The organism is Methylomarinovum caldicuralii (assembly GCF_033126985.1).
GTDB lineage: Bacteria > Pseudomonadota > Gammaproteobacteria > Methylococcales > Methylothermaceae > Methylohalobius > Methylohalobius caldicuralii.
This window is the reverse complement of sequence record NZ_AP024714.1, coordinates 2588039-2611243: the sequence shown is the minus strand read 5'-3', so window position 1 is coordinate 2611243 and position 23205 is coordinate 2588039. Positions and strand designations below refer to the sequence as shown.

21 protein-coding genes, 1 tRNA gene and 1 pseudogene are annotated in these 23205 nt (G+C 63.4%); 15 read left to right on the top strand and 8 right to left on the bottom strand.

Features of this window, described 5'->3' with window-relative positions; genetic code table 11:
- Nucleotides 1-82: 82 nt before the first annotated feature.
- From MCIT9_RS13190 to MCIT9_RS13175, 4 genes and pseudogenes are all read left to right on the top strand, one after another.
- A complete protein-coding gene (locus MCIT9_RS13190) occupies nucleotides 83-253 on the top strand; it encodes a hypothetical protein (RefSeq protein ID WP_317705335.1) in 171 nt (56 codons plus the stop codon).
- Complete coding sequence (locus tag MCIT9_RS13185) at nucleotides 243-1727, top strand: 4Fe-4S binding protein (protein ID WP_317705334.1); 1485 nt, start codon at nucleotides 243-245, stop codon at nucleotides 1725-1727. Before MCIT9_RS13190 ends, MCIT9_RS13185 begins: the two co-directional genes overlap by 11 nt.
- Nucleotides 1720-2277 (top strand): TorD/DmsD family molecular chaperone, encoded by a 558-nt coding sequence (locus tag MCIT9_RS13180; protein ID WP_317705333.1) that lies wholly within the window; start codon nucleotides 1720-1722, stop codon nucleotides 2275-2277. Before MCIT9_RS13185 ends, MCIT9_RS13180 begins: the two co-directional genes overlap by 8 nt.
- Before the next feature lie 167 nt (nucleotides 2278-2444).
- Nucleotides 2445-3507: pseudogene (locus MCIT9_RS13175) on the top strand (integrase core domain-containing protein).
- A gap of 111 nt (nucleotides 3508-3618) precedes the next feature.
- Here the strand turns inward: MCIT9_RS13175 and MCIT9_RS13170 are convergent.
- A complete protein-coding gene (locus MCIT9_RS13170) occupies nucleotides 3619-4137 on the bottom strand; it encodes a YcxB family protein (protein ID WP_317705332.1) in 519 nt (172 codons plus the stop codon).
- Between the two features lie 94 nt (nucleotides 4138-4231).
- Here MCIT9_RS13170 and MCIT9_RS13165 point away from each other — a divergent pair, with 94 nt between their 5' ends.
- The 3 genes from MCIT9_RS13165 (at nucleotide 4232) to MCIT9_RS13155 (ending at nucleotide 6111) form a co-directional block, all read left to right on the top strand.
- A complete protein-coding gene (locus MCIT9_RS13165) occupies nucleotides 4232-4768 on the top strand; it encodes a glycine cleavage system transcriptional repressor (RefSeq protein ID WP_317705331.1) in 537 nt (178 codons plus the stop codon).
- A gap of 65 nt (nucleotides 4769-4833) precedes the next feature.
- Nucleotides 4834-5600, top strand: a protein-coding gene (locus MCIT9_RS13160) for an IS5 family transposase (RefSeq protein WP_317705330.1) whose coding sequence is annotated in 2 segments (ribosomal slippage) — nucleotides 4834-5209 and nucleotides 5209-5600 — 768 coding nt in all. Because the reading frame shifts where the segments join, the coding sequence is not laid out codon by codon here.
- Nucleotides 5601-5622: 22 nt separating this feature from the next.
- The gene (locus tag MCIT9_RS13155; protein WP_317705329.1) at nucleotides 5623-6111 is read left to right on the top strand and encodes a peroxiredoxin; all 489 of its coding nucleotides are present in this window, start codon (nucleotides 5623-5625) and stop codon (nucleotides 6109-6111) included.
- Here the strand turns inward: MCIT9_RS13155 and MCIT9_RS13150 are convergent.
- Entirely contained in the window at nucleotides 6083-7279 is a 1197-nt protein-coding gene (locus MCIT9_RS13150; RefSeq protein ID WP_317705328.1) for an AI-2E family transporter, read from the bottom strand. The genes MCIT9_RS13155 and MCIT9_RS13150 overlap by 29 nt on opposite strands.
- 214 nt (nucleotides 7280-7493) lie before the next feature.
- Here MCIT9_RS13150 and MCIT9_RS13145 point away from each other — a divergent pair, with 214 nt between their 5' ends.
- The 5 genes from MCIT9_RS13145 (at nucleotide 7494) to MCIT9_RS13135 (ending at nucleotide 12157) form a co-directional block, all read left to right on the top strand.
- Nucleotides 7494-10319 (top strand): ribonucleoside-diphosphate reductase subunit alpha, encoded by a 2826-nt coding sequence (locus MCIT9_RS13145; RefSeq protein ID WP_317705327.1) that lies wholly within the window; start codon nucleotides 7494-7496, stop codon nucleotides 10317-10319.
- A gap of 19 nt (nucleotides 10320-10338) precedes the next feature.
- Nucleotides 10339-11424, top strand: coding sequence for a ribonucleotide-diphosphate reductase subunit beta (locus tag MCIT9_RS13140; RefSeq protein ID WP_317705326.1), 1086 nt, complete (start codon nucleotides 10339-10341; stop codon nucleotides 11422-11424).
- 175 nt (nucleotides 11425-11599) lie between these two features.
- A complete protein-coding gene (locus MCIT9_RS13730) occupies nucleotides 11600-11782 on the top strand; it encodes a DUF4258 domain-containing protein (protein ID WP_422880214.1) in 183 nt (60 codons plus the stop codon).
- Complete coding sequence (locus MCIT9_RS13725; protein ID WP_422880183.1) at nucleotides 11746-12009, top strand: type II toxin-antitoxin system MqsA family antitoxin; 264 nt, start codon at nucleotides 11746-11748, stop codon at nucleotides 12007-12009. Before MCIT9_RS13730 ends, MCIT9_RS13725 begins: the two co-directional genes overlap by 37 nt.
- Entirely contained in the window at nucleotides 11987-12157 is a 171-nt protein-coding gene (locus MCIT9_RS13135) for a hypothetical protein (RefSeq protein ID WP_317705325.1), read from the top strand. Before MCIT9_RS13725 ends, MCIT9_RS13135 begins: the two co-directional genes overlap by 23 nt.
- An 18-nt stretch (nucleotides 12158-12175) precedes the next feature.
- Here the strand turns inward: MCIT9_RS13135 and MCIT9_RS13130 are convergent, their stop codons facing one another.
- The 6 genes from MCIT9_RS13130 to MCIT9_RS13105 form a co-directional block, all read right to left on the bottom strand.
- On the bottom strand, nucleotides 12176-14104 hold the full coding sequence (locus MCIT9_RS13130) for a hypothetical protein (protein WP_317705324.1): 1929 nt from the start codon (nucleotides 14102-14104) through the stop codon (nucleotides 12176-12178).
- Nucleotides 14095-14511: a pilin gene (locus MCIT9_RS13125; protein ID WP_317705323.1), complete on the bottom strand. Its 417-nt coding sequence runs from the start codon at nucleotides 14509-14511 to the stop codon at nucleotides 14095-14097. Before MCIT9_RS13125 ends, MCIT9_RS13130 begins: the two co-directional genes overlap by 10 nt.
- Nucleotides 14512-14736: 225 nt before the next feature.
- On the bottom strand, nucleotides 14737-17319 hold the full coding sequence (clpB, locus tag MCIT9_RS13120) for an ATP-dependent chaperone ClpB (protein WP_317705322.1): 2583 nt from the start codon (nucleotides 17317-17319) through the stop codon (nucleotides 14737-14739).
- Between the two features lie 79 nt (nucleotides 17320-17398).
- Nucleotides 17399-18133, bottom strand: a complete 735-nt coding sequence (pgeF, locus tag MCIT9_RS13115; protein ID WP_317705321.1) for a peptidoglycan editing factor PgeF — start codon at nucleotides 18131-18133, stop codon at nucleotides 17399-17401.
- Nucleotides 18118-19110, bottom strand: coding sequence for a 23S rRNA pseudouridine(1911/1915/1917) synthase RluD (rluD, locus tag MCIT9_RS13110; RefSeq protein WP_317705320.1), 993 nt, complete (start codon nucleotides 19108-19110; stop codon nucleotides 18118-18120). Before rluD ends, pgeF begins: the two co-directional genes overlap by 16 nt.
- Before the next feature lie 87 nt (nucleotides 19111-19197).
- Nucleotides 19198-19284: transfer RNA gene (locus MCIT9_RS13105), tRNA-Leu, on the bottom strand.
- Between the two features lie 74 nt (nucleotides 19285-19358).
- Here MCIT9_RS13105 and rnr point away from each other — a divergent pair.
- The 3 genes from rnr to MCIT9_RS13090 are packed head-to-tail and all read left to right on the top strand — an operon-like array spanning nucleotide 19359 to nucleotide 23042.
- A complete protein-coding gene (rnr, locus tag MCIT9_RS13100; protein WP_317705319.1) occupies nucleotides 19359-21698 on the top strand; it encodes a ribonuclease R in 2340 nt (779 codons plus the stop codon).
- Nucleotides 21695-22450 carry a 23S rRNA (guanosine(2251)-2'-O)-methyltransferase RlmB gene (rlmB, locus tag MCIT9_RS13095; RefSeq protein ID WP_317705318.1) on the top strand — a complete coding sequence of 252 codons (756 nt, stop codon included), beginning with the start codon at nucleotides 21695-21697 and terminating at the stop codon, nucleotides 22448-22450. The genes rnr and rlmB overlap by 4 nt, the downstream gene beginning before the upstream one ends.
- Nucleotide 22451: 1 nt before the next feature.
- Nucleotides 22452-23042, top strand: coding sequence for a LabA-like NYN domain-containing protein (locus MCIT9_RS13090; RefSeq protein ID WP_317705317.1), 591 nt, complete (start codon nucleotides 22452-22454; stop codon nucleotides 23040-23042).
- Nucleotides 23043-23205: the final 163 nt, after the last annotated feature.

Genomic DNA, 23205 nt, shown 5'->3' with positions numbered 1-23205 from the left:
AGCCCCGCATCTCCCGAGGGAGGTGCGGGGTTTTTCTTTGTGGGCTATCCTGTTGCGGTACCTGTGACGAGGAGAAAAAACGATGCAAACCGGCAACAAGATGAGCGAGGGTTTTCGCCGGCTGCTGTGGCGGCGCCGTTTCATCGGGGAGGAATTTCAGGACCCGGACCGGCTCAACGAATACGACGAAGACTACACGGCTCTGGAGGAAGACGGTGATGCCGGAGACGGCTCCATCCGGCATGACGCCTGAAGCGGTCGAATACCGTTCCCGGGGGCGGGTGCTGTTCATCGGCGCCGCTGCGATGTGGGCCCCCTGGCTGCAGCGCAACGACTGGCCGGAACCGTTGCAGCCGGCCTTCCTGCTGCTCGACGACATCCCCGTCGCCGCCGCTGCCCGGACGATGCGGGCCGCTGGCCAGACTATTTCCATCCAGGGCCACCTGGGCACCTACCGGGTGCGACTGGACGACGGGCGGGACGTGGCCGCCGAACTGCTGGGGCCCGGCGAGGTCTTTGATCTGATCGTCGATGCCGGCGATCCCCCGCAGCTGGCGCGGGAGGTGGCGCCTTTCGGTTATTTCGCGCCCCTGAACGAAGGCCGGGACCTGGCCGACGTGGTGGCACAGCTGCCCGAGTGGGTCGGGGAGTTCGAGAAACGCCGTTACTTCGCCTACCGGGACGGGCTTTGCGCCCGCCGGGGAGGGGGGCGTGAAGGCTGTCGGCGCTGCGTCGATGCCTGTCCGGCCGAAGCCATCGCCCTGCGCCCGACCGCGGTCGAGGTCGATCCCTATCTGTGCCAGGGATGCGGCGACTGCACCACGGTCTGTCCCACCGGGGCGCTGTCCTACTGCTGGCCGCCCCCGACGGAAAGCCTGTCCCGCTGGCTGGCGGCGCTCGAAGCCCGCCCCGCGGCGCCGGTGGCGATCGTCAGGGCCCGGCAGCCGGCCGAACCCGGCGACGACTGGCAGGTATTCCCGGTGCATTCGGTGGCTGCCTGCGGCCCGGAAGTGTGGCTGACGTTGCTGGCGGCCGGCGCTGCCGGCGTGTGGCTGCAGCGGGCCGGGTTGACGGCGCCCAGCGTGGCGGCCCTGGAAGCCCAGTTCGGTTGGGTGACGGCCTTGCTCCGGGGCTTGGGGTATCGCCGTCGCGGCATCGGCTGGCTGGAGCAGCTCCCGGAAGACGGCCCCGCAGCGCTCGTTTCCGAGCCGGTGTCGCCGGCGGTGGTGGAGAGCAAGACCGACCAGTTGCACCTGGCCCTGGCGCGGCTGACCGACGTGGCGCCGCAGCGGCTGGCGTCGGTGCCGCTGCCGTCCCCGGCGCCTTTGGGCGCGGTGGCGGTGAATGCCGACCGCTGTACCCTGTGCTACGCCTGCGTCTCCGTGTGTCCGACCGGCGCCCTGCAGGCGGGCGGGGAATCCCCGCGGCTGGGTTTCGTGGAGGCAGCCTGCGTCCAGTGCGCCCAGTGTCAAAGCCAGTGTCCGGAAGCCGCCATCACCCTCGAACCCTGCTGGCTGACCGATGCCGGACAGCGCCGCCGCCTGCGCTGGCTGCAGGAGGATGAAGTGTTGCTCTGCCTCGACTGCGGCAAACCCTTCGGCAGCCGGCGGCTAGTGGAACAGGTCGCCGCCCGGATTGCCACGCATCCCCTGTTCGCCGATCCCCGCCAGCGCCGGCGCCTGTACCTGTGCGAGGACTGCCGCATCCGGGATCTGGCCCATGACTGACGCCCAAGCCCGCGCCGACCTGTACCTGCTGTTGGCCGCCCTGCTGCGCGAACCTCCGGAACCGGTGCTGCTGGAGACTCTGGGGGCGCTGGAGGTGCACGGTGACGACGAACTGGCCGAAGCCTTGCGTGCCCTGCAGGCGGCGGCGACCGCAGCCGATCCCGAGGCGGTCGTGGACGAATTCCATACCCTGTTCATCGGTGTCACCCAGGGGGAACTGCTGCCCTATGCCTCCTGGTACCGCCGGGGATTCCTGCACGAGACGCCGCTGGTGGAACTGCGCCGCGATCTGGCCCGGCTGGGGGTCTGCCGGATCGGGACGGGCGAACCGGAGGACCATGCCGCCGCCCTGTGCGAAGCGATGGCGCTGCTGGCCGTGGAGGACCACCCCGGCCAGGGCGATTTCTTCCGGCGCCACCTGGCGCCCTGGATCGGCCGTTTCTTCCGGGATCTGGCCCGAGCCGGCGGGGCGGATTTCTACCGCCGGGTAGGGGCGGTGGGGGAACGTTTCATGGGTCGGGAGGCGCGTTGTCTGGGCCGCTGTGGCTAAAGATGAAACTCCATCAGCGCCCAAAGGGTAGGTGTTGGGTCCCGTGTGATCATATCCCCAAAAGGAGCTATCCTTTGTTCCGTGCTTGGGATGTTCTGAGCGAGCTGATGGCAGAGGCTCAGGCCGGAAAGAAAGAAGGTTCAAGTTTGACGGAGAAGGAGGAAGCCATGGTCATCCGTCTTCACAAGAAAGCCCGCACCACCCCTGAGATCCGCCGGGAGATCCAGAACTCCGATCTGCCGGCCACGGTTCTGGCCAGGAAATACGGCGCTCATCGTCATACCATCCGCAAGTGGCGCCAGCGCGATTCGGTCGAGGATGCCTCGCACCGGCCCCATCGCATCCATGCCACCCTGACCCCGCAGCAGGAAGCGATCGTCGTCTGTCTGCGCGAAACCCTGCTGCTGCCCCTGGACGACCTGCTGGCGGTCGTTCACCGCTTCATCCATCCCAAGATGTCCCGCTCGGCTCTGGACCGGCTGCTGCGCCGCCATGGGGTCTCCAATCTCAAGGAACTGATCGCTGCCAAGGAAGGGGAGAACGCCCCCGCCAAGGCCAAAAAGAAAGGCTTCAAGGACTACGAGCCCGGGTTTGTCCACATCGACATCAAGTACCTGCCCAAGATGCCCGATGAGACTCGGGGCCGTTACCTCTTCGTCGCCATCGACCGGGCCAGTCGCTGGGTCTGCCTGGAAATCCCATCCCACCAAGGAAGCCCAGGTCGCCGCCGGCTTCCTCGACCGCCTGATCGCCAAGGCTCCCTTCAAAATCACCAAGGTCCTGACCGACAACGGCAAAGACAAATCCGCCGGGAGCGGATTTGGACCGCGTAGCGGGCCCCGAAGGGGCGAACCCCAGGGATGGGGTGAGCAATTCACCGACCGCTTCTGCGCCACCGGGGAACGCGAACCGACCGGCCGTCACCTTTTCGACCAGACCTGCCAACGCCATGGCATCGAGCACCGCCTCATCCCACCCAAACACCCGCAGACCAATGGGATGGTAGAACGTTTCAACGGTCGGATCGCCGAGATCCTCAAAACCACCCCCTTCCGCAGCAGCCAGGATCTGGAACGGACCTTGATGCAGTATGCCAGTGTCTACAACCATCAGATTCCCCAGAAGGCCCTGGGACACATATCACCGGTACAGGCTCTCAAAGACTGGCAGAAGAAGCGGCCGGAGCTCTTCAAAAAACGTGTATACAATCTCACGGGGCTTGACAGCTAACCTTATGCTGGGTAAGCATTTTGCCGATTAACGCTTTTCCTCGGCATTGTCCGCCTCTCACTTCCCTACAGCCTACAGGTGCTAATAGGCCAAGGTGCTATTTATCGATAGTCACTCGGCAGCTGCGATGCGCTTGCGGGCGATCTCGACGAACTTCTTCAGGTCGCCCTTGGCCTGTTTCTTGGGGACGATCAGCGCCTGATCGACGTCCAGGTAGATGAAGATGTATTTCTTGGTATCCTCGATGCGGATCAGATCGCGCCAGGGGAAGCGGGTTTCCTCCTTGCCGCGCACCAGCAGCAGTGCCTGGGGTTCGAGCACCAGTTTGTAGTGGCCGGTCAGCTGCGCGATGTCCTCGGCGCTGTATAATTTGAGGGTACGGCGCCGGATGTTGTACTTGATAATGAGCGGGGCGACGTAACGCCAGAGGATGGCCATGAGGCCGATGTAGATGGCGCCGGGGACGTTGCCGTAATAGAACCACACGAAGAAGGCCAGCAGGGCCATGATGGCGGGGAGCAGCACTTCGTGGCGGCGCAGGACTTTCTGAAAGTGTTCCTTGTCCTGCAGTTCGTGTTCGGTGAAGGCGGTCAGGTCCTGTTCCTGGAGGTCGTACTCGATCTGTAACATGGATTGCGGTTCCGTTTTTTCTTGTCGTGGAGGTCGATTTGGCGCTTCATTGTAACCGATCGCAGAACCCCGATCGCCGGGCTTTGGAGGACGCATGCAACTGATCATTACCGCCTGGGGTGAGCCGGACGGCACGCTGTTCGAGCGGCTGCTGGCCAGTATCCGCGAAAGCGACTGCGAGGTGCGCGAGTGCCGCATGGCGCGGATCGCCCGGGGGTGTGCCTGTTTCCTGCAGGTCCAGGGCAAGTGGAATCACGTGGCGCGGCTGGAGAGCGCACTCGCCGTGCTGGGACAGCAGGCGCAGATTTTCCACCACCGCCTGGAAGAGACAACCGGGGAAGGCAAGGAGGAGAGCGGGGAGCTGCTCTACGTCGCCGATGTGGTGAGCCGCGAGCACGCCGGGGTGTTGGAAGGTCTGGTGGCCTACTTTTCCCAGGCCGGCGTCGGCATTCAGGATCTGCGCTGCAGCAGTTACCGCCTGCCTTACGTGGACGCCACCGTCTGCACCATCCACATGTTGCTGCGGATTCCGCCGGGAATCGGGGTGCTGTCGCTGCGCGACGATTTCCTCGACTACTGCGAGCAGCTGCAGGTGGACGCCATTTTCGAACCGGTCAAACCCATCTTCTAGATGCTGTCGTCACGAGTTTGTGAGATACTGAACGTCTGTTTGGACTTTATCACAGGACCTGCGCCATGACGACACCTGCACACCGCCGCCACGATATTTCCGACCGGGTTTGGGAGCTGTTGGAACCGCATCTTCCCGGGCGCCGAGGCGCCTGGGGCGGGGTGGCCAGAGACAACCGGCAGTTCATCAATGCGGTGTTTTGGATTCTGCGCACCGGCGCCCCCTGGCGGGATCTGCCACCGGATTACGGGGATTGGAAGAACGTCCATCGAAGGTTCTGCCGCTGGCGGGACAAGGGGGTGTGGGAGAAGGTTCTCGAGCAGCTGATCGATGAGCCGGATTACGAATGGCTGATGATCGATGCCAGCCATGTGAAGGTACACCCTCATGCGGCCGGCGCCAAAGGCGGCAACCAGGACATGGGGCGCACAAAAGGGGGCTCAACACCAAGATACATCTGGCCGTGACAGCGCTGTGTCTGCCGGTCCGAATGGTTGTCACAGCAGGTCCCACAGCGGATTGCAGCCAGGCTGCAACCCTGATCGAGGGAATCGACGCCCAGTACCTGTTGGCGGACAAAGGTTACGACAGTGATGCCCTCATCGCCCAGGCCAAAGAGCAAGGGATGGAGCCTGTCATCCCTTCCCGCAGGAATCGCAGGCATCGGCGTGAATACGACAAGCATTTGTATCGTCTGCGCCATCTGGTTGAGAACGCCTTTTTGCATCTCAAGCGCTGGCGGGGTATCGCCACCCGTTATGCCAAAAATACGGCTTCCTTCCTTGCCGCCGTGCATATCCGCTGTATCGCCATTTGGGCATCAATCTTGTGACGACACTATCTAGGAGCGCGACGTGAGTGAAGCCAACGTACAAGCAGGACAACCGGTGCCGGATTTTTCCGCCCCCGCCACCGGCGGCAGGACCGTGCGGCTGTCGGACCTGAAGGGCAAGTGGGTGGTGCTGTATTTCTATCCCAAGGACCACACCCCCGGCTGTACCCTGGAGGGCCGCGCCTTCCGCGACCATTACGAGGCATTCAAACAGCTGGGGGCGGAAATTTTCGGCGTCTCCCGAGACAGCCTCAAGACCCACGAGAACTTCAAGGCTCGCCAGGGGTTTCCCTTTGAGCTGATTTCTGACCGGGACGAAACCCTGTGCCGCCTGTTCGACGTCATCAAGCCCAAAAAGATGTTCGGCCGCGAATACCGTGGCATCGAGCGCAGCACTTTCCTCATCGACCCCGAGGGCCGGCTGGCGGCCGAGTGGCGCAAGGTCAAGGTCAAGGGCCACGTGGACGAGGTGTTGGCCCGGCTCAGGGCGTTGCAGCAGGCGGGCGACTGAGTTTCTTGTGTTTGGGCGGCGGGCCGTGGTGCCGTTTGCGCTGGCGCGGCGGTTTGCCGCCTTTCTTGCTCTGGCCCACGTAACAGCCTTCCCGCGGCCAGGCGCTCAGCACCGCCTCCACGAGGGTCGCCAGCGGAATGGCGAAAAACACGCCCCAGAACCCCCACAGCCCGCCGAAGAACAGGATGGCGACGATGATCGCCACCGGATGCAGGTTGACCACCTCCGAGAACAGAATCGGCACCAGCACCATGCCGTCGAGGGCCTGAATCACGAAGTAGGCGATGGTTACGTACCAGAAGGAATCGTTCAGTCCCCACTGAAAGTAGGCCACGATCAGCACCGGAAAGGTCACCACCGTGGCGCCGATGTAGGGAATGATAACCGACAGCCCCACCAGCACCGACAATAACAGGGCGTAGTTGAGCCTCAGCAGGGAGAAGGTCAGGAAACTGACGCCGAAGACGATCAGGATCTCGATCACCTTGCCGCGGATGTAGTTGCCGATCTGGGCGTCCACGTTGCGCCAGACCTGGGCGGTCAGGTGGATGTCCTTGGGCAGGTATTGCTTGAACCAGGCCAGGATGCGGTCCTTGTCCTTGAGGAAGAAGAACACCAACAGCGGCACCAGGATCACGTACACGACGATGGCGATGAGGTTGACCACCGAGGCATAGGAGTAGGTCAGGAGGCGCTGGCCCAGGAGGATGAATTCCTGACGCACGGTGGCGATGAGCTCGTTGATCTGGCTCTGGCTGATGAATTCCGGATACAACTCCGGCAGGCGGTTGAGCAGAGCCAGTCCCTGGGTCACCATGTTGGGCAGTTGCTGGGCCAGCTGGGCCAGCTGCTGGTACAGCAGCGGCAGCAGGGCGATGACGGTGAACAGCAGTAAGGCCATGAAGGCGACGAAGACGATAATGACCGCCGCCAGCCGGGGCACCCCGCGCCGTTCCATGGCGCTCACCGGCCCCTCCAGCAGGTAGGCGATCACCAGGGCGGCGAACACTGGCATCAGCATGTCCGCCAGCATCACCACCGCCAGGAAACCGGCCGCCAGCAGCAGGGTCAGGGCGACCGCCTGGGGAGTGGGGAACAGGCGGTGCAGGAAGCGCTGCACGATCTGGATCAGAGACGGAGCGGGTTCAGGATGGGGCAGGGTCGGCATGACGATTCTCGTTGGTGTTGTCGGGGCATCCTCCTCAAGCCGGATATTGTGCCAAAGTCTTTGAGACGGCAGGGGGTTTTTCCGTATCCACAGGTTATCCACAGATTTTCCGCCGAAAAAGCACAGGATATTGGGGTTGACCATTTTGGAAAGCACCGTCTATAGTTTTTTCCAAAACCCCGAAACCTGAATTTCACCTGAGGGAGGAACAACCATGGAACCCACCACCGCTGCCACCGGGCCGATGCCGGCGTCCAACTATCCGGCCCTCGAGCTGAGTTCCGAAGTCCAGGCCATGATTCCGGAGGAGCTCAAGGTCATCCGCCGCAACGGTAAGCTTACCGGCTTCGATCCCAACAAGATCCGCATCGCCATCACCAAGGCCTTCCTCGCCGTCGAGGGCGGCCAGGCCGCCGCCAGCCGCCGCATCCACGACACCTGCACTGAGCTCACCGAACAGGTGGTGCGCGCCCTGATGCGGCGCCTGCCCGCCGGCGGCACCGTCCACATCGAGGACATCCAGGACCAGGTGGAGCTGGCCCTGATGCGCGGCGGCCACCACAAGGTGGCCCGCGCCTACGTCCTCTACCGCGAGGAGCGGGCGCGCCTGCGGGCCGAGAAGGCCAAGGTGGAAAATGGGCCCGAGGCGCCGCAGCTGCACGTCACCGACGAGCACGGCCGGCGCAAGCCTTTGGATGTGGAACGGATGGCGCGGCTGGTGAAAGAGTCCTGCCAGGGGCTGGAGGATCCCGATCCCGAGTGGATCCTGCAGGAAGCCAAGCGCAACCTGTACGACGGCGTGCCCGAGAACGAGGTCATCGACACCCTCATCATGGCCGCGCGCCTGCGCATCGAGCAGTCGCCTGACTACGGCTATGTGGCCGCCCGCCTGCTGCTCGACAAGATCCGCTCCGAGGCCCTCGGCTTCCTCAGCGGCCACTTCGAGACCGCCACCGGCGCGGAAATGGAGGAAGGCTACGCCGACTACTTCCAGCGCTACATCCGCCGCGCCATCGAGCTGGAGCTGCTCGACCCGGTGATGGGCCAGTACAACCTGGAACAGCTGGGCCGGGCGTTGAAGCCGGAGCGCGACTTCCAGTTTACCTATCTGGGGCTGCAGACCCTCTACGACCGCTACTTCATCCACCACGACGGCATCCGCTTTGAGCTGCCGCAGGCGTTCTTCATGCGCGTGGCCATGGGGCTGGCCAAGAACGAGATCGACCGCGAGGCCCGCGCCATCGAGTTCTACGAGCTGATCTCCAGCTTCGACTTCATGTGCTCGACCCCGACCCTGTTCAACGCCGGCACCCGCTGGTCACAGCTGTCGTCCTGCTACCTGACCACCATTCCTGATGACCTCGAAGGCATCTTCAACGGCATCAAGGAAGACGCCATGCTTTCCAAGTACGCCGGCGGCCTCGGCAACGACTGGACTCGGGTGCGGGCGAGGGGAGCGCGCATCAAAGGCACCAACGGCATCTCTCAGGGTGTGGTGCCTTTCCTGAAAGTGGCCAACGACACCGCCGTGGCGGTCAATCAATCCGGCAAGCGCAAGGGCGCCATCTGCGCCTATTTGGAAACCTGGCACCTGGACATCGAGGAGTTCCTGGAGCTGCGCAAGAACACCGGCGAGGAGCGCCGCCGCACCCACGACATGAACACCGCCAACTGGGTGCCGGATTTGTTCATGAAGCGGGTGGCCGAGGAAGGCGAATGGACCCTGTTCTCCCCCGACGAGGTGCCCGACCTCCACGACAAATACGGTCAGGACTTCGAGCGGGCCTATCTGGCCTACGAGGAAAAGGCCGCCCGCGGCGAGATCAAGCTGTTCAAGAAAGTGCCGGCGGTGCAGCTGTGGCGCAAGATGCTTACCATGCTGTTCGAGACCGGCCATCCCTGGATCACCTTCAAGGATCCGTGCAACCTGCGCTATACCAATCAGCATGTGGGAGTCGTCCACAGCTCTAATCTCTGTAGTGAGATCACCTTGCACACCTCCGACGAGGAAATCGCCGTCTGTAATCTGGGGTCGGTCAACCTGGCCGCCCACGTCACCGAAGACGGCCTCGACATGGACAAGCTGGCGCGCACCTGCCGCACCGCCATGCGGATGCTCGACAACGTCATCGACATCAACTACTACAGCGTTCCCAAGGCGCGCCGCGCCAACCTGCGCCACCGGCCGGTGGGGATGGGGCTGATGGGCTTCCAGGACGCCCTCTACAAGCTGCGCATTCCCTACGCCAGCCAGGAGGCGGTGGAATTCGCCGACCGCAGCATGGAGGCGGTCAGCTACTTCGCCATCGAAGCCTCCGCCGAACTGGCCCAGGAACGTGGGGTCTATTCCAGCTTCCAGGGCTCGCTGTGGAGCCGGGGCATCCTGCCCATCGACTCCATCGACCTTTTAGCCGAGGCCCGCGGCGAGTATCTGGACATGGACCGCAGCAGCACGCTGGACTGGGACGCCCTGCGGGAGAAGGTCAGACAGGGAATGCGCAACTCCAACTGCCTGGCCATCGCCCCCACGGCCACCATTTCCAACATCTGTGGGGTGAGCCAGTCGATCGAGCCCACTTACCAGAACCTGTACGTCAAATCCAACCTCTCGGGCGAGTTCACCGTGGTCAACCCCTATCTGGTGGCCGACCTCAAGGCCCGGGGGCTGTGGGACGAGGTCATGATCGCCGACCTCAAGTACTACGACGGCAGCGTGCAGCAGATCGCCCGCATCCCCGACGACCTCAAGGCCCTGTACGCCACCGCCTTCGAGATCGACCCGCGCTTCCTGGTGGAGGTGGCCTCCCGGCGGCAGAAATGGCTCGACCAGAGCCAGTCCCTCAACCTCTATCTGGCCGAGCCTTCGGGCAGGAAGCTCGACGCCCTGTACAAGTTCGCCTGGCTCAAGGGGCTCAAGACCACCTATTACCTGCGTACCCTGGGGGCGACCCGGGTCGAGCGCCACACCGCCGCGCCGAAACAGGAAGAGGCGCCCAAGGTGTGCTCGATCCTCGACCCCGACTGCGAAGCCTGCCAATAAATTTTGAAGGAGAAGACCGATGCTGAACTGGGACGACCCCCTCGAACAGATCAAACAACGCAAGCAACCGACCGCCGACACCAAGGTCCACTTCGAACCGGTGGCCGCCGACCGCGAAGCTGCGGCGGCGGTGGACGGCGAAAAGCGCCTGGTGGGCGGCAGCGACCTGACCGCCAACATCGCCCCGATCAAATACCACTGGGCCTGGGACGCTTACATCAAGTCCCAGCGCAACTTCTGGCTGCCCACCGAAATCGGCATGGGCGAAGACCTGATGACGCTGGGCAAGCTCAACGACAACGAGCGCCACACCTTCTTCACCACCTTCGCCACCCTCACCACCGCCGACGCCCTGCACCAGCGAAACCTGGCCCTGGCGGTGTACGAGCGCATCACCGCGCCTGAAGTGGGGATGGCGGTCATCGCCCAGATGCACCAGGAAACCATCCACTCGATGAGCTACCAGCACATCATCGAGTCCCTCAACTTCGACGAGGACGAGATCTACCTGCTGTACCAGAAGGTGCCGCAGATCCGCGCCAAGTTCGAATACAGCAACGCCCAGACTCACGCGCTTCAGGGGCAGGGCGGCGATCTTACCGATTACGTCCGCGGCCTGTTCTTCTACTACATGATCTTCGAGGGCGTCTGGTTCATGGCCAACTTCTGCCCCATCTTCTCCTTGCAGCGCCGCCGCCTGATGGTGCGCACCGGGGAGCAGCTCCAGTACATCGCCCGCGACGAGTCCGGCCACGTCGCCTTCGGCAAGGCGCTGATCCAGGCCCTGTGGCGCGAGCATCCGGAGACCCGCATCGACGAATCGCAGGCCCACAAATTGATGGGCGAGGCGATGGAACTGGAGCAGGCTTATGCCGAATACGCCGTCAAACCCATGCTCGGTTACGATCTGGAGCTCCATCTGCGCCACGTGCGCTATCTCGCCAACCGCCGCCTGCTCGACTTGGGGCTAACCCCTCTCTACCCGGAAAGCGAAGCCGAGGTCCTGCCCTGGTGGGAGGAACAGATCGGCTTCCGCAAGGAGAAGAACTTCTTCGAGACCCGGGTGACGGAGTATCAGACGGGTGGGGCGTTGAGTTGGGATTGACAGCTACCGCTGCGGATATTGATGCGCAATGACCGCAACACGGAATTCCGCCAGTTGATCCGAGAGCGGGCTTCGCAGCGGATGCTCTTTTTGCCGCATGCAGTGCGCCAGATGTCGCGGCCGGATCGAATGATTGCTACCGCGGATGTTCGCAAGGTCGTGAAGGAAGGGGGAAATCATAGAGGACTATCCCGAAGATGCCAGAGGCCACAGTTGTCTCATGTTGGGTAGAGGCGTGGACGGACGTCCTATTCATGTCGTCTGTGCACCGAAGGACGAATATCTGGCGGTGATCACGGCATATATCCCGGATGGGAAGCAATGGTCCAAGGACTTCAGAGTGAGAATCAAGTCATGAAATGCATGTATTGTCAGGGTGAAATGGTGCGTGGGCATGCACCATTGCATATCGATCGTAAAGACGTGCATGTCAGCTTCGACAACGTCCCCGCATGGGTGTGCTTGCAATGTGGGGAAGCCTATTTCGAGGAAACGGCGGTCGATGCAGTCCAGGATATCATCAGGGCCGTGGACGAGCAGACAGACAATTGGCACGCACGGCGTGAAGTCTGCGGCTGGCGGTAAACGTCGCCTCATCCAACCGCCGTACCCAGAAAGCGAAGCCGAAGTCCTGCCCTGGTGGGAGGAACAGATCGGCTTCCGCAAGGAGAAGAACTTCTTCGAAACCCGGGTGACGGAGTATCAGACGGGTGGTGGGTTGAGTTGGGATTGACCCGGGTAGTGAAGATGGTTAAGGGAGGGCCTTGGGGGCAGCTGCAAGCTGTTCCTTAAGGTGTCGTATCTGTACGCTGCACTCGCTCGTTCCAGCGGCAATGGCCTTGTTCAATTCTACGGTAGCGTTTTTTCTTTCTTGAAGCGCGAGTTGAAGCGCAATCAGAGTAGTCCGGGCGCAGCCATTGCCTGGATAGGCTTCTGCGGCTTGACGTGCCAGCGTTAAGCCCAGGGGCAAGTCGTGTAAGGCATTGACCGCAAAGCGGGCGGCGCTGGCTTCTATCAGGGCACGATTGCGGCTGGAGAGCCTGGGATTCCTCCGTATGGCTTCGTACAGCGACCATACTTCCGCTGCCGGAAGCTGGCATTTTCCTGTTTGCTGACATTTGGCCAGCGCTGGCAATAGTGTGAAATTGTGCGCGTGTAGAGGTCCCTCTGACAGACGGCGTTTCAGCTCCGACAAATCCTTTGATACATCGTCCTGCAGCAGGCTGGATTTTATGACGACTCTCGCATAAAGCCCGCCGATATTTCCTCTTTCAGCCGCTTTATGGAATAGCCTTAAGGCATCTTGCAGGTATTTCTCCTGTTCGTCTCCTTCCACGTTTTCCGCCAGGCGGAACATGACCCGTCCGGCCTCGTAGGCGGTGGCTGCGGAATTCGGATGATTCTGGACTTCGACCAGCATTTGTGCGGCCGTGTCGCCCCATAGGGCGGCGCGGGCTGCGGTGGCGATCATCAGACCCAACAGGATCGACCCAGTGACGGCGGTGCAGATAGTGGTTGAAAGCTTTCGGGATAGGAGGCGCAATCCATCGGCCGCCATAAGGCAAAATCCCACAAGCGGCAAATAATTTCGGTGTTCATGTATCAGTTCCAAAGGGAACACGCTGGATTCCATGCTATGCCCCCAAAGAAACCAGAAGATACCCAATGAGGCGATTGGGTGTTGATGGCGAAGGCGCCAAGCCATAACGACAAGGACGCCAAGCCCCATGATGGCCAACAGGGTCGTGGGCGGATCGAGCGGACCGTTCGATAGCGGAATGTCCTCGTGGAACAGGCCCATATGCTGAATGTTGGGAAGCAAGAACAGACCAATGTAGAACCAGAGCACGCGGCTTTCCGTCATGAGGCGCTGTTCCAGGTCGAACGGTCGGTTTGCATAGCCGTTCGTGATCCAGCCCGGGTGGAGGGCGGTATAGAACAAGGTTGCCAAGACAGGAAGCCAGAACAGGAGGCTATGAACGGCGAGCAGAGCCTGTCTCTCGTCAGCCTGGGCTTTGAAACCGCAGACCAGCCATTCGACGAGAAAAAGAAAACCGGGCAGTAGCAGTCCATTCTCCTTGCTCAGAGCGGCGGGAACGGTACAGGCGAATGCCGCAGCAATCCAGAGCCAGCGCCGGCCGCCTTGGGCGCGTCTGCCGTATAGATAGAAACCGATGCCCAGGAAGACGAACAACGCCGCCAGACTGGCCATGCGCTGCACGACATAGAGCACCGGGCTCAGATTCAGGGGATGGAGCAGCCAGAGCGCGCTGGCGATCAGGGCGAAGCGGCGCCGTTCCCGTTCCGGCAGAGAGGGGAACAGATGGCCGGCGGTCAGCCATGCGATCCAGAGGACCAGCAGTCCGTTGAAAATATGGATGCAGACGTTGGTGAGCTTGAACCACCAGGGGTCCAGGCCGGTCAAGGCGTGGTTGACGGCAAAGCTGGCCATGGCCAGCGGGCGTTTCAAGGGACCGGCGGCCCCTGATGCGGCGGCGTCCCGAAGTTCTTGCCAGCCGAGGTGGCTGATGTGGAGCGCCGGCTGGTCGAGGATATTGCCGATGTCGTCGAAGACGAACCAGCCGTTCAGTCCCGGCCAGTAAATGGCCAGGGTCAAGAGCGACAGAAGCAAAAAGCGGCCCCCGAAGGGGCCGCCGAAGATGAGGGTTATTATTTGCATGAGCCCGGGGCGTATTTGGCATTCGTTCCACTGGAGCTACACGTCCATTTCACCGCTCCGCCGCTTAAGGTGGGAGCCAGATAAATGTCTAAACCGGAAAGATCACCTTTACCAACCACTGCAATACGATTATTAGAGGAATCCCAAGAAACACTGCTCACATAATCTGTGGATACCGTGGAGAAACCAGCTTGAGTTGCATTGCTTGGCAATGAATTGTTGGCGACAATAAATTCAGAAACGGCAGCTTTTGCCGGCCCAGCTGCATTCAAAAGCTCAGCCGCTTTGGCTTTCTTTGTATAGTCCTGATACGCCGGAATCGCGATCGCCGCCAAAATCCCGATGATCGCCACCACGATCATCAGTTCGATGAGCGTGAAACCCTGTTGGTTGCGTTGTTGCATCATGTCGATATCTCCTGTGTGGGGTTGGAAGAAAGTCCGCTTTGAATGAAGCAATCCCCTTGCCAACTTTACAAGTCGTTGAAAATCAAGCAGCTGGCGGGAGTCCGGCGCCATCGGGGGTGGAATCACGGGTTATTCGTGGGCCGGTTTTGACAATTTTGTCATCTGCCGGGCAAAAAAATGCGCCCCGAAGGGCGCACAAGGCAGGTTGAACGAGCAACGCGGGGCTTAGCCCTTGCGGAAGACGATCTTGTCGCCCTCCGCGTCGGCGACGATGGTGTCGCCGGGGCCGAACTTGCCGGCGAGGATCTCCATCGCCAGCGGTTCCTCGATGAGGTGCTGGATGGCGCGGCGCAGGGGCCGGGCGCCGAACACCGGGTCGTAGCCCACCTCGGCGATGATGTCGAGGGCGGATTCTGTGACTTCCAGCTTCATCTCCCGTTCTTCCAGCCGCTGCTGCAGGCGGGCGATCTGCAGCCGGGCGATGTTGTGGATGTGCTCGCGGCCGAGCGGGTGGAACACCACGATCTCGTCGATGCGGTTGACGAACTCCGGCCGGAAGTGGCGGTTGACGTAGGTCATCACCTCGTTCTTGATGACCTTGTACTCGGCCCCCTCCTGGGCCAGCTCCTGGATGCGGTCGGAGCCGAGGTTGGAGGTCATGATCACCACCGTGTTGCGGAAGTCCACCGTGCGCCCGTGGCTGTCGGTCAGGCGGCCGTCGTCGAGGATCTGCAGCAGGATGTTGAACACGTCCGGGTGGGCCTTTTCCACCTCGTCGAACAGGATCACCGAATAGGGCTTGCGGCGCACCGCCTCGGTGAGATAGCCGCCCTCCTCATAGCCGACGTAGCCGGGGGGCGCCCCGATCAGACGGGCGACGGCGTGCTTCTCCATGAACTCCGACATGTCGATGCGGATCATGGCGCGCTCGGTGTCGAACAGGAAGTCCGCCAGCGCCTTGCACAGCTCGGTCTTGCCCACCCCGGTGGGGCCGAGGAACAGGAACGAACCCACCGGCCGGTTGGGATCGGACAGTCCGGCGCGCGAACGGCGGATGGCGTTGGCCACAGCCTGCACGGCCTCGTCCTGGCCGACGACGCGCTTGTGGAGTTCCTCCTCCAGGCGCAGCAGCTTCTGCTTCTCGCCTTCCAGCATCTTGGAGACCGGGATGCCGGTCCATTTGGAGACGATCTCGGCGATCTCCTCTTCGGTCACCTTGTTGCGCAGCAGCTTGAACTCGCGGGTTTCCGCCTCCTGGGCGGCCTTGAGCTGCTCCTCCAGCTGGGGGATGACGCCGTACTGGATTTCCGCCATGCGCTGCAGGTCGCCGGCGCGTTTGGCGTTTTCCAGCTCGAGGCGGGCCTGCTCCAGTTTTTCCTTGATGGCCTGGGCGCCCTGCAGGGCGGCTTTCTCCGCCTTCCAGACTTCCTCCAGCTCGGAGTATTCCTTCTCCAGCTTGGCGATTTCCTCCTCCAGGGCCTCCAGGCGTTTTTGGGAGGCGGGGTCGGTTTCCTTCTTCAGGGCCTCGCGCTCGATCTTGAGCTGGATCAGGCGCCGTTCGAGGCGGTCGAGGGCCTCCGGCTTGGAGTCGATCTCCATGCGGATCTTGGCGGCGGCCTCGTCGATGAGGTCGATGGCCTTGTCCGGCAGTTTGCGGTCGGTGATGTAGCGGTGCGACAGGGTGGCGGCGGCGATGATGGCCGAGTCGGTGATCTCCACCCCGTGGTGCAGCTCGTAGCGCTCCTTGAGGCCGCGGAGGATGGCGATGGTGTCCTCCACCGAGGGTTCGTCCACCAGCACCATCTGGAAGCGGCGCTCGAGGGCGGCGTCCTTCTCGATGTACTTGCGGTATTCGTCCAGGGTGGTGGCGCCGATGCAGTGCAGCTCGCCGCGGGCGAGGGCCGGTTTGAGCATGTTGCCGGCGTCCACCGCGCCCTCGGCCTTGCCGGCGCCGACGATGGTGTGGATCTCGTCGATGAACAGGATGATTTTGCCTTCCGCCTTGGCGATCTCGTTGAGGACGGCTTTGAGGCGCTCCTCGAACTCGCCGCGGAACTTGGCGCCGGCGATCAGGGCGGCCATGTCCAGGGACAGGATGCGTTTGTCGCGCAATCCTTCCGGGACTTCCTTGTTGACGATGCGCTGGGCCAGCCCTTCGACGATGGCGGTCTTGCCCACGCCGGGATCGCCTACCAGACAGGGGTTGTTCTTGGTGCGCCGCTGCAGAATCTGGACGGTGCGGCGGATTTCCTCGTCACGGCCGATGACCGGGTCGAGCTTGCCCTGCTCTGCCTTCTCGGTCAGGTCGATGCAGTATTTTTCCAGCGCCTGGCGGGTCTCTTCGGCGGCTTGGTCGGTCACTTTCTCTCCTCCGCGGATTTCGTCAATGGCTTTTTCGATCAGGCTGCGGGTCGCGCCCAGCCGGCGCAGCAGGTCGGCCAGCGGGCCGCGGTTGTCCTCCACCGCGGCAAGCACGAACAGCTCGCTGGCGATGTATTCGTCGCCGCGCTTCTGGGCCAGCTTGTCCATCAGGTTGAGGATGCGGATCAGGTCGTTGGACAGGTGCACCTCGCCGCCCGCGCCCTCCACGGTGGGCAGGCGGTCGAGCAGTTTGCCCAGCTCGCTGCGCAGCTTGGCGACATCGACGCCGGCCTTGGTCAGCAGGGGGCGGACGGTGCCGCCTTCCTGTTCCAGCAGCGCGATCATCACGTGGACCGGCTCGATGAACTGGTGGTCGCGCCCCAGGGCCAGGCTTTGGGCGGCCTGCAGCGCTTCCTGGAATTTGGTGGTCAGTTTGTCCATTCGCATGTCGTTAAATGCCTTGCTTCCGTTGGTGGGGGTGAAAATTCGTCGGTCGCCGTATAGGTGGGGACGGCGCGGTTTTTTTTCAAGCGCTGCGCCAGATCAGGGCGGCCTGCCGGCCGCAGGCGCCGTCACGGCGATGGGAGAAATAGCGCTTCGGGGCGCTGAAGGTGCATTCGTGGCCGCCGAAGACGGCGTAGAGGTCGTGGCGGTAGAGCTGGTAGGTGGCGATCTGGTACAGATCGGCGAGGAAACGGTCCCGCCTGGGGAAGAAGGCGGTGTCGAGGTCGGGATAGCGGCGCAGGAAGGCGTCGCGGACCTCGGGGCCGACCTCGAAGGCGGCCGGCCCGATGGCCGGTCCCAGCCACACCATCGGGGGGCGGCCCCAGGGGATCTCGGTCAGGGCACGTTCGAGAATCCCGGCGGCCAGCCCCCGCCAGCCGGCATGGACGGCGGCGACGATGAGACCGTCGGTGATGAGGACGGGCAGACAGTCGGCGGTCAGCACCGCGCAGACAACCCCGGCGGTGGCGGTGTAGCTGCCGTCGGCGCGGGGCGGCCGGGAGGGCGGCTGCGGGAGATGGACCAGGTCGGTGCCGTGGACCTGTTCCAGCCAGGCCGGCTCCGACGGCAGGGCCAGGCCTTCCCGCAGGCGGCGGCGGTTCTCGGCCACCGCCGCAGGGTCGTCGCCCACGTGGGCGGCCAGGTTGAAGCTGGCGTACGGCCCGGTGCTGATCCCGCCGTGGCGCAGGGTGACCGCGGCGTGGATGTCCGGCGGCGCCGGCCAGTCGGGGGTGAACCAGTTCAATCCGTCGGCCATATCATCTCCCATCCGTCTCCGTCGTGATCATCATCGCCGGCATACGCGCGCCGCAAGGCTTCGAGCAAGGCGGCGAAATCGTCCGGCAAAGGTGCCTTCCAGCTCATCTCCCGGTTCGTGGCCGGATGGATCAGGGTCAGCTTCTCGGCGTGCAGCGCTTGGCGGCGGAAGTTTCGCAATGTCTGGATCAGCGCCTCCGAGGCGCCCAGCGGCAGGCGCAGGCGGCCGTACAGGGGATCGCCCACCAGCGGATGGCGCAGGTGGGCCATGTGGACGCGGATCTGATGGGTGCGACCGGTCTCCAGGGATACCCGCAGCAGGGTGTGGTGGGGAAAACGCTCGGCGATGCGGTAGTGGGTGATGGCCTCCTTGCCGGTGGGGGTGACGGCGAAGCGCTTGCGGTCCAGCGGATGGCGGCCGATGGGGGCGTTGACGGTGCCGCCGGCGGTGACCCACCCCTGCGCCAGGGCCAGATACCGGCGCTTGACGCTGCGGGCCTGCAGCTGCGCCACCAGGGAGGTGTGGGCGCGCAGGCTTTTGGCCACCACCATCAGGCCGGTGGTGTCCTTGTCGATGCGGTGGACGATGCCGGCCCGCGGCAGCTCGGCCAGTTCCGGAGCGTGATGGAGCAGGGCGTTGACCAGGGTACCGTCGTGATGACCGGCGGCCGGATGGACCACCAGCCCGGCGGGTTTGTCAAGGACGATCAGATCCTCGTCCTCGAACACGATGTCCAGGGGAATGTCCTGGGGCAGATCTTCTGCCTGGATTTCCGCCGCCGGGTACAGTTCGATGGTTTCACCGCCGGCGAGCCTGTCCCGCGGGCGTCTGGTTTCCCCATCGACGGTCACCCGCCCGGCCTCGATCCAGCGTTTGAGACAGCTGCGGGAATAGTCGGGAAACAGCCTGGCCAGGGCCTGGTCCAGGCGCAGGCCGGCAAGTTCCTCGGAGGCGGTGCGGGTGATGGGGGTGGTCATGGGTCTATATCACTTCGACGCAGAAAAGGGCCTCATGTTCACCGACACAAAAAAACCCGATCCGGCTGGATCGGGTTCCTTCGAAACTGGTGCCGAGGAGAGGACTTGAACCTCCACGGGGTTTCCCCCACATGGACCTGAACCATGCGCGTCTACCAGTTCCGCCACCTCGGCGAAGACGGGCGAAAATATATCGTCCCCGTGATAAGATGTCAAGTTTGTTTCAGCAGAGATTTAAGAGCAAGCCTATGGCACGATCGCCCAGATCCGGGCGCAAGTCCCGGAGCGGAGCCCGCAAGGATACGAAAATCGCCAAGAAAAAAACGGAAGCCGCCAAAGGCCGCCCCCGACGTTTCAAGATCCCGGATCCCTACGCAGAGCGCGAGGCGAAGAAATACGAACGTCCCATCCCCAGCCGCGAGGCGATCCTGATGCTGCTGCAGGAGAAGGGCGTCCCGCTCTCCTTCGAGGAGATCGCCGCCGAGCTGGGGGTGAGCGATCCGGTGGATCTGGAAGCCCTGGAACGCCGTCTCAAGGCCATGGAACGCGATGGCCAGCTGCTGCGCAACCGCAGGGACCGTTACTGTCTGGTCAACGAGAGCGATCTCATCCGCGGCCGGGTCATCGGCCATCCCGACGGCTTCGGCTTTCTCAAGCCCGACGAGGGCGGCGAGGATCTCTTTCTGTCGCCGCGGGAGATGCGTCAGGTGTTCCACGGCGACCGGGTGGTGGCCTGCGTCACCGGGATCGACCGCCGCGGGCGCAAGGAAGGCAGCATCGTCGGGATTCTCGAACGGGCCCACGAACGGGTGGTCGGCCGTCTGTTCGTCGAACGCGGGATGGCCTACGTGGTGCCGGACAACAAGCGCATCACCCACGACGTGCTGATTCCCGAGGACTATCTGAACGGCGCCAAGCCGGGGCAGATCGTGGTGGCCGAGATCGTCGAGCAGCCGACCCGGCGCAATCAGCCCATCGGCCGCATCGTCGAGGTGCTGGGGGAACACATGGCCCCGGGGATGGAGATCGAGGTCGCCATCCGCGCCTTCGACATTCCCCACGAATGGCCCGAGGAGGTGCTGGCCGAGGCGGCCCGCTTCGGCACCGAGGTACCGGAGGCGGCCAAGGAAGGACGGGTGGATCTGCGCAAGCTGCCGCTGGTCACCATCGACGGCGAGGACGCCCGCGACTTCGACGACGCCGTCTATTGCCGCCCCACCCCCAAGGGATGGCGCCTGATCGTGGCCATCGCCGATGTGTCCCACTACGTCCGGCCGGGCAGCGCCCTCGACCAGGAGGCCCTCAAGCGCGGCAATTCGGTGTACTTCCCCCAGCAGGTGATCCCGATGCTGCCGGAGGTGCTCTCCAACGGCCTGTGCTCCCTGGTGCCTGACGAGGACCGCCTGTGCATGGTGTGCGAGATGCTGGTTGACCGCGAGGGCAGGGTGACCCGCTCCAGGTTCTATGAGGGGGTGATGCGTTCCCACGCCCGCCTGACCTACACCGAGGTGGCGGCGATGCTGGTGGACAAGGACCCGGCGGTGCGGGCCAGACACGAGAAGCTGCTGCCCCACCTGGAGGAACTGTACGCCGTCTATCAGGCCCTGCGGCGCCAGCGCGAAGCCCGCGGGGCGATGGATTTCGACACCGACGAATACAAGATCGTCTTTGGCGAGGGCCGCAAGATCGAGCGCCTCGAGAAAGTGGTGCGCACCGATGCCCACAAGCTCATCGAGGAATGCATGATCGCCGCCAACGCCGCCACCGCCCGCTTTCTCGACCGCAAGAAGGTTCCCTACCTGCGCCGCATCCACGACGGCCCGGATCCGGAAAAGGTGGCCGACGTGCGTCAGTTTCTCGCCGAGCTGGGGCTCAAGCTGCCCGGCGGCGACACCCCGTCACCGGCCGATTACATGCAGGTGCTGAAGGCGGCCGAGGGCCGACCCGACTACCATCTGGTGCAGACCCTGCTGCTGCGCACCCTGCCGCAGGCAATCTACAGCCCGGAGAAGAAGGGCCACTTCGGCCTCGCCCTCGACGCCTACACCCATTACACCTCGCCGATCCGCCGCTATCCCGACCTGCTGGTCCACCGGGCCATCCGCCACGCCCTGGCCGGCGGCAAAGCAAAGGACTTCCTCTATTCGGAACCGGAGCTCAAGACCATCGGCGAGCACTGCTCCATGACCGAGCGCCGCGCCGACGAGGCCACCTGGGACGTGATCGCCTGGCTCAAGTGCGAATACATGCAGGACAAGGTCGGCGAGGTGTTCTCCGGCGTCATCACCGCGGTGACCTCTTTCGGCTTCTTCGTCGAGCTTCAGGACATCTACGTGGAAGGACTGGTGCACATCTCCACCCTGGGGCAGGATTTCTACCACTTCGATCCCCTGCGCCATTGTCTGGTGGGCGAGCGCACCCACATCACCTACCGCATCGGTGACGTGGTCAAGGTGAAAGTGGCGCGGGTCGATCTGGACGAGCGCAAGATCGATCTGGTGCTGATCGAGCCTCTGGCGCCGGCCAAACCGCAGCCGAAAAAGGCCGCCTCACGGCGGCGCCGCCGCAAGCGCAAGAACGCCGCATGAGCGCGCGCATCTACGGGCTGCATGCGGCCCGCGCCGCCATCGAGCACGCCCCCGAGCGCATCCGCAGCGCCTGGCTCGACGCCGGCCGCCGCGACCGCCGCCTGGAGGAACTGCGCCAGCGCCTGCGTGAGCTGGGGATTCCCGTGGCCGACACCGAACGCAAGCGTCTCGACCGCCTCGCCGGCAGTTCCCAGCATCAGGGCATCGTGCTCGAAGTCACCCTGCCCCGGGCATTGGACGATGATGCCCTGGCGGAGCGGCTGGCGCGCGGCGGTTCGCCCCTGTTCCTGGTGCTCGATCAGGTGCAGGACCCCCACAATCTGGGGGCATGCCTGCGCACCTGTGACGCGGTCGGCGCCGCCGGCGTCATCGTCCCCAAGGACCGCTCGGTGGGGCTGACGCCGACGGTGTGCAAGGTGGCCAGCGGGGCGGCGGAAACCGTGCCGCTGTTCCGGGTCACCAATCTGGCCCGGACCCTGGAGCAGATGAAGGCCGCCGGATTGTGGCTTTACGGGGCCGACGGCAATGCGGAGCAGCTGGCCTTCGAGGCCGATCTGTCCGGTCCCCTGGCGCTGGTCATGGGGGCCGAGGGCCGGGGGCTCCGGCGTCTGACCCGGGAAGCGTGCGATCTTCTCATCAAGCTGCCGATGCGGGGACGGGTGGAAAGCCTCAATCTTTCGGTGGCCGCCGGCGTGCTGCTGTACGAAAGTCTGCGCCAGCGGCTGGCCAAAACCTCAACCCGGGAAGTCTGAAATGGTATCGAATCGCGGACGCACCATCGTCTTCATCGACAATTCCAACATCTTCGGCGGTCAGCAGGCCGCCGGCTGGCGCCTCGACTGGGAGAAGCTCATCGACTATTTGCGCCGCGGCGGCGACATCTGGCAGGTGCATTTTTTCGCCTCGGTGGACGAGAAGGCGTCCGAGGGCCAGATGGGTTTCTACCGCTATCTCAAGGAAGTCCTCAACTGGGAAGTGCATCTGTACCCGCTCGGTTACAAGCGCACCCGCTGCAGCCACTGCGGCCAGCTCAGCGAGGTGCGGGTGGAGAAGGGCGTGGACGTGGCCCTGGCGACCCGGATGCTGATCCTGGGCATCAACCGCGCCTACGATACCGCCATCCTGGTCTCCGGCGACGGCGACTACAAGGAAACCGTGTGGCTGTTGAAGAACACCCGCGGGCTCCGGGTGGAGATCGTCGCCTGGCGCCGCTCGCTGTCGGCGGAGCTGGCGGAGGAATCCTCCTCCAAGATCGTTTACCTCGACGATCTCAGGGACTTGATCGAGAAGAATGACATTCGCGATCCGGCCCAGGAAGGCGGCGCGCTGCTGGCGTCCGATTGATTCGATAGAATGGACTTTCCATCTTAGTCTTGCGAGGCAGCGGTCAACCACCCCTCCCTAAAGGGAGGGGATTGCGGGGAAACCTGCAAGCCCGGGGTTGACCAGGGAAAGCCGTAACCAACCGGCAACAAAGCAGGTAAGGCCAAAAGACCCACCCTGGGAT

Coding starts and splice junctions, on each gene's coding strand:
- MCIT9_RS13190 (WP_317705335.1), top strand. CDS start 83: ATGCAAACCGGCAACAAGATGAGCGAGGGTTTTCGCCGGCTGCTGTGG.
- MCIT9_RS13185 (WP_317705334.1), top strand. CDS start 243: ATGACGCCTGAAGCGGTCGAATACCGTTCCCGGGGGCGGGTGCTGTTC.
- MCIT9_RS13180 (WP_317705333.1), top strand. CDS start 1,720: ATGACTGACGCCCAAGCCCGCGCCGACCTGTACCTGCTGTTGGCCGCC.
- MCIT9_RS13170 (WP_317705332.1), bottom strand. CDS start 4,137: ATGTTACAGATCGAGTACGACCTCCAGGAACAGGACCTGACCGCCTTC.
- MCIT9_RS13165 (WP_317705331.1), top strand. CDS start 4,232: ATGCAACTGATCATTACCGCCTGGGGTGAGCCGGACGGCACGCTGTTC.
- MCIT9_RS13150 (WP_317705328.1), bottom strand. CDS start 7,279: ATGCCGACCCTGCCCCATCCTGAACCCGCTCCGTCTCTGATCCAGATC.
- MCIT9_RS13145 (WP_317705327.1), top strand. CDS start 7,494: ATGGAACCCACCACCGCTGCCACCGGGCCGATGCCGGCGTCCAACTAT.
- MCIT9_RS13140 (WP_317705326.1), top strand. CDS start 10,339: ATGCTGAACTGGGACGACCCCCTCGAACAGATCAAACAACGCAAGCAA.
- MCIT9_RS13725 (WP_422880183.1), top strand. CDS start 11,746: ATGGTCCAAGGACTTCAGAGTGAGAATCAAGTCATGAAATGCATGTAT.
- MCIT9_RS13130 (WP_317705324.1), bottom strand. CDS start 14,104: ATGCAAATAATAACCCTCATCTTCGGCGGCCCCTTCGGGGGCCGCTTT.
- MCIT9_RS13125 (WP_317705323.1), bottom strand. CDS start 14,511: ATGATGCAACAACGCAACCAACAGGGTTTCACGCTCATCGAACTGATG.
- clpB (WP_317705322.1), bottom strand. CDS start 17,319: ATGCGAATGGACAAACTGACCACCAAATTCCAGGAAGCGCTGCAGGCC.
- pgeF (WP_317705321.1), bottom strand. CDS start 18,133: ATGGCCGACGGATTGAACTGGTTCACCCCCGACTGGCCGGCGCCGCCG.
- rluD (WP_317705320.1), bottom strand. CDS start 19,110: ATGACCACCCCCATCACCCGCACCGCCTCCGAGGAACTTGCCGGCCTG.
- rnr (WP_317705319.1), top strand. CDS start 19,359: ATGGCACGATCGCCCAGATCCGGGCGCAAGTCCCGGAGCGGAGCCCGC.
- rlmB (WP_317705318.1), top strand. CDS start 21,695: ATGAGCGCGCGCATCTACGGGCTGCATGCGGCCCGCGCCGCCATCGAG.
- MCIT9_RS13090 (WP_317705317.1), top strand. CDS start 22,452: ATGGTATCGAATCGCGGACGCACCATCGTCTTCATCGACAATTCCAAC.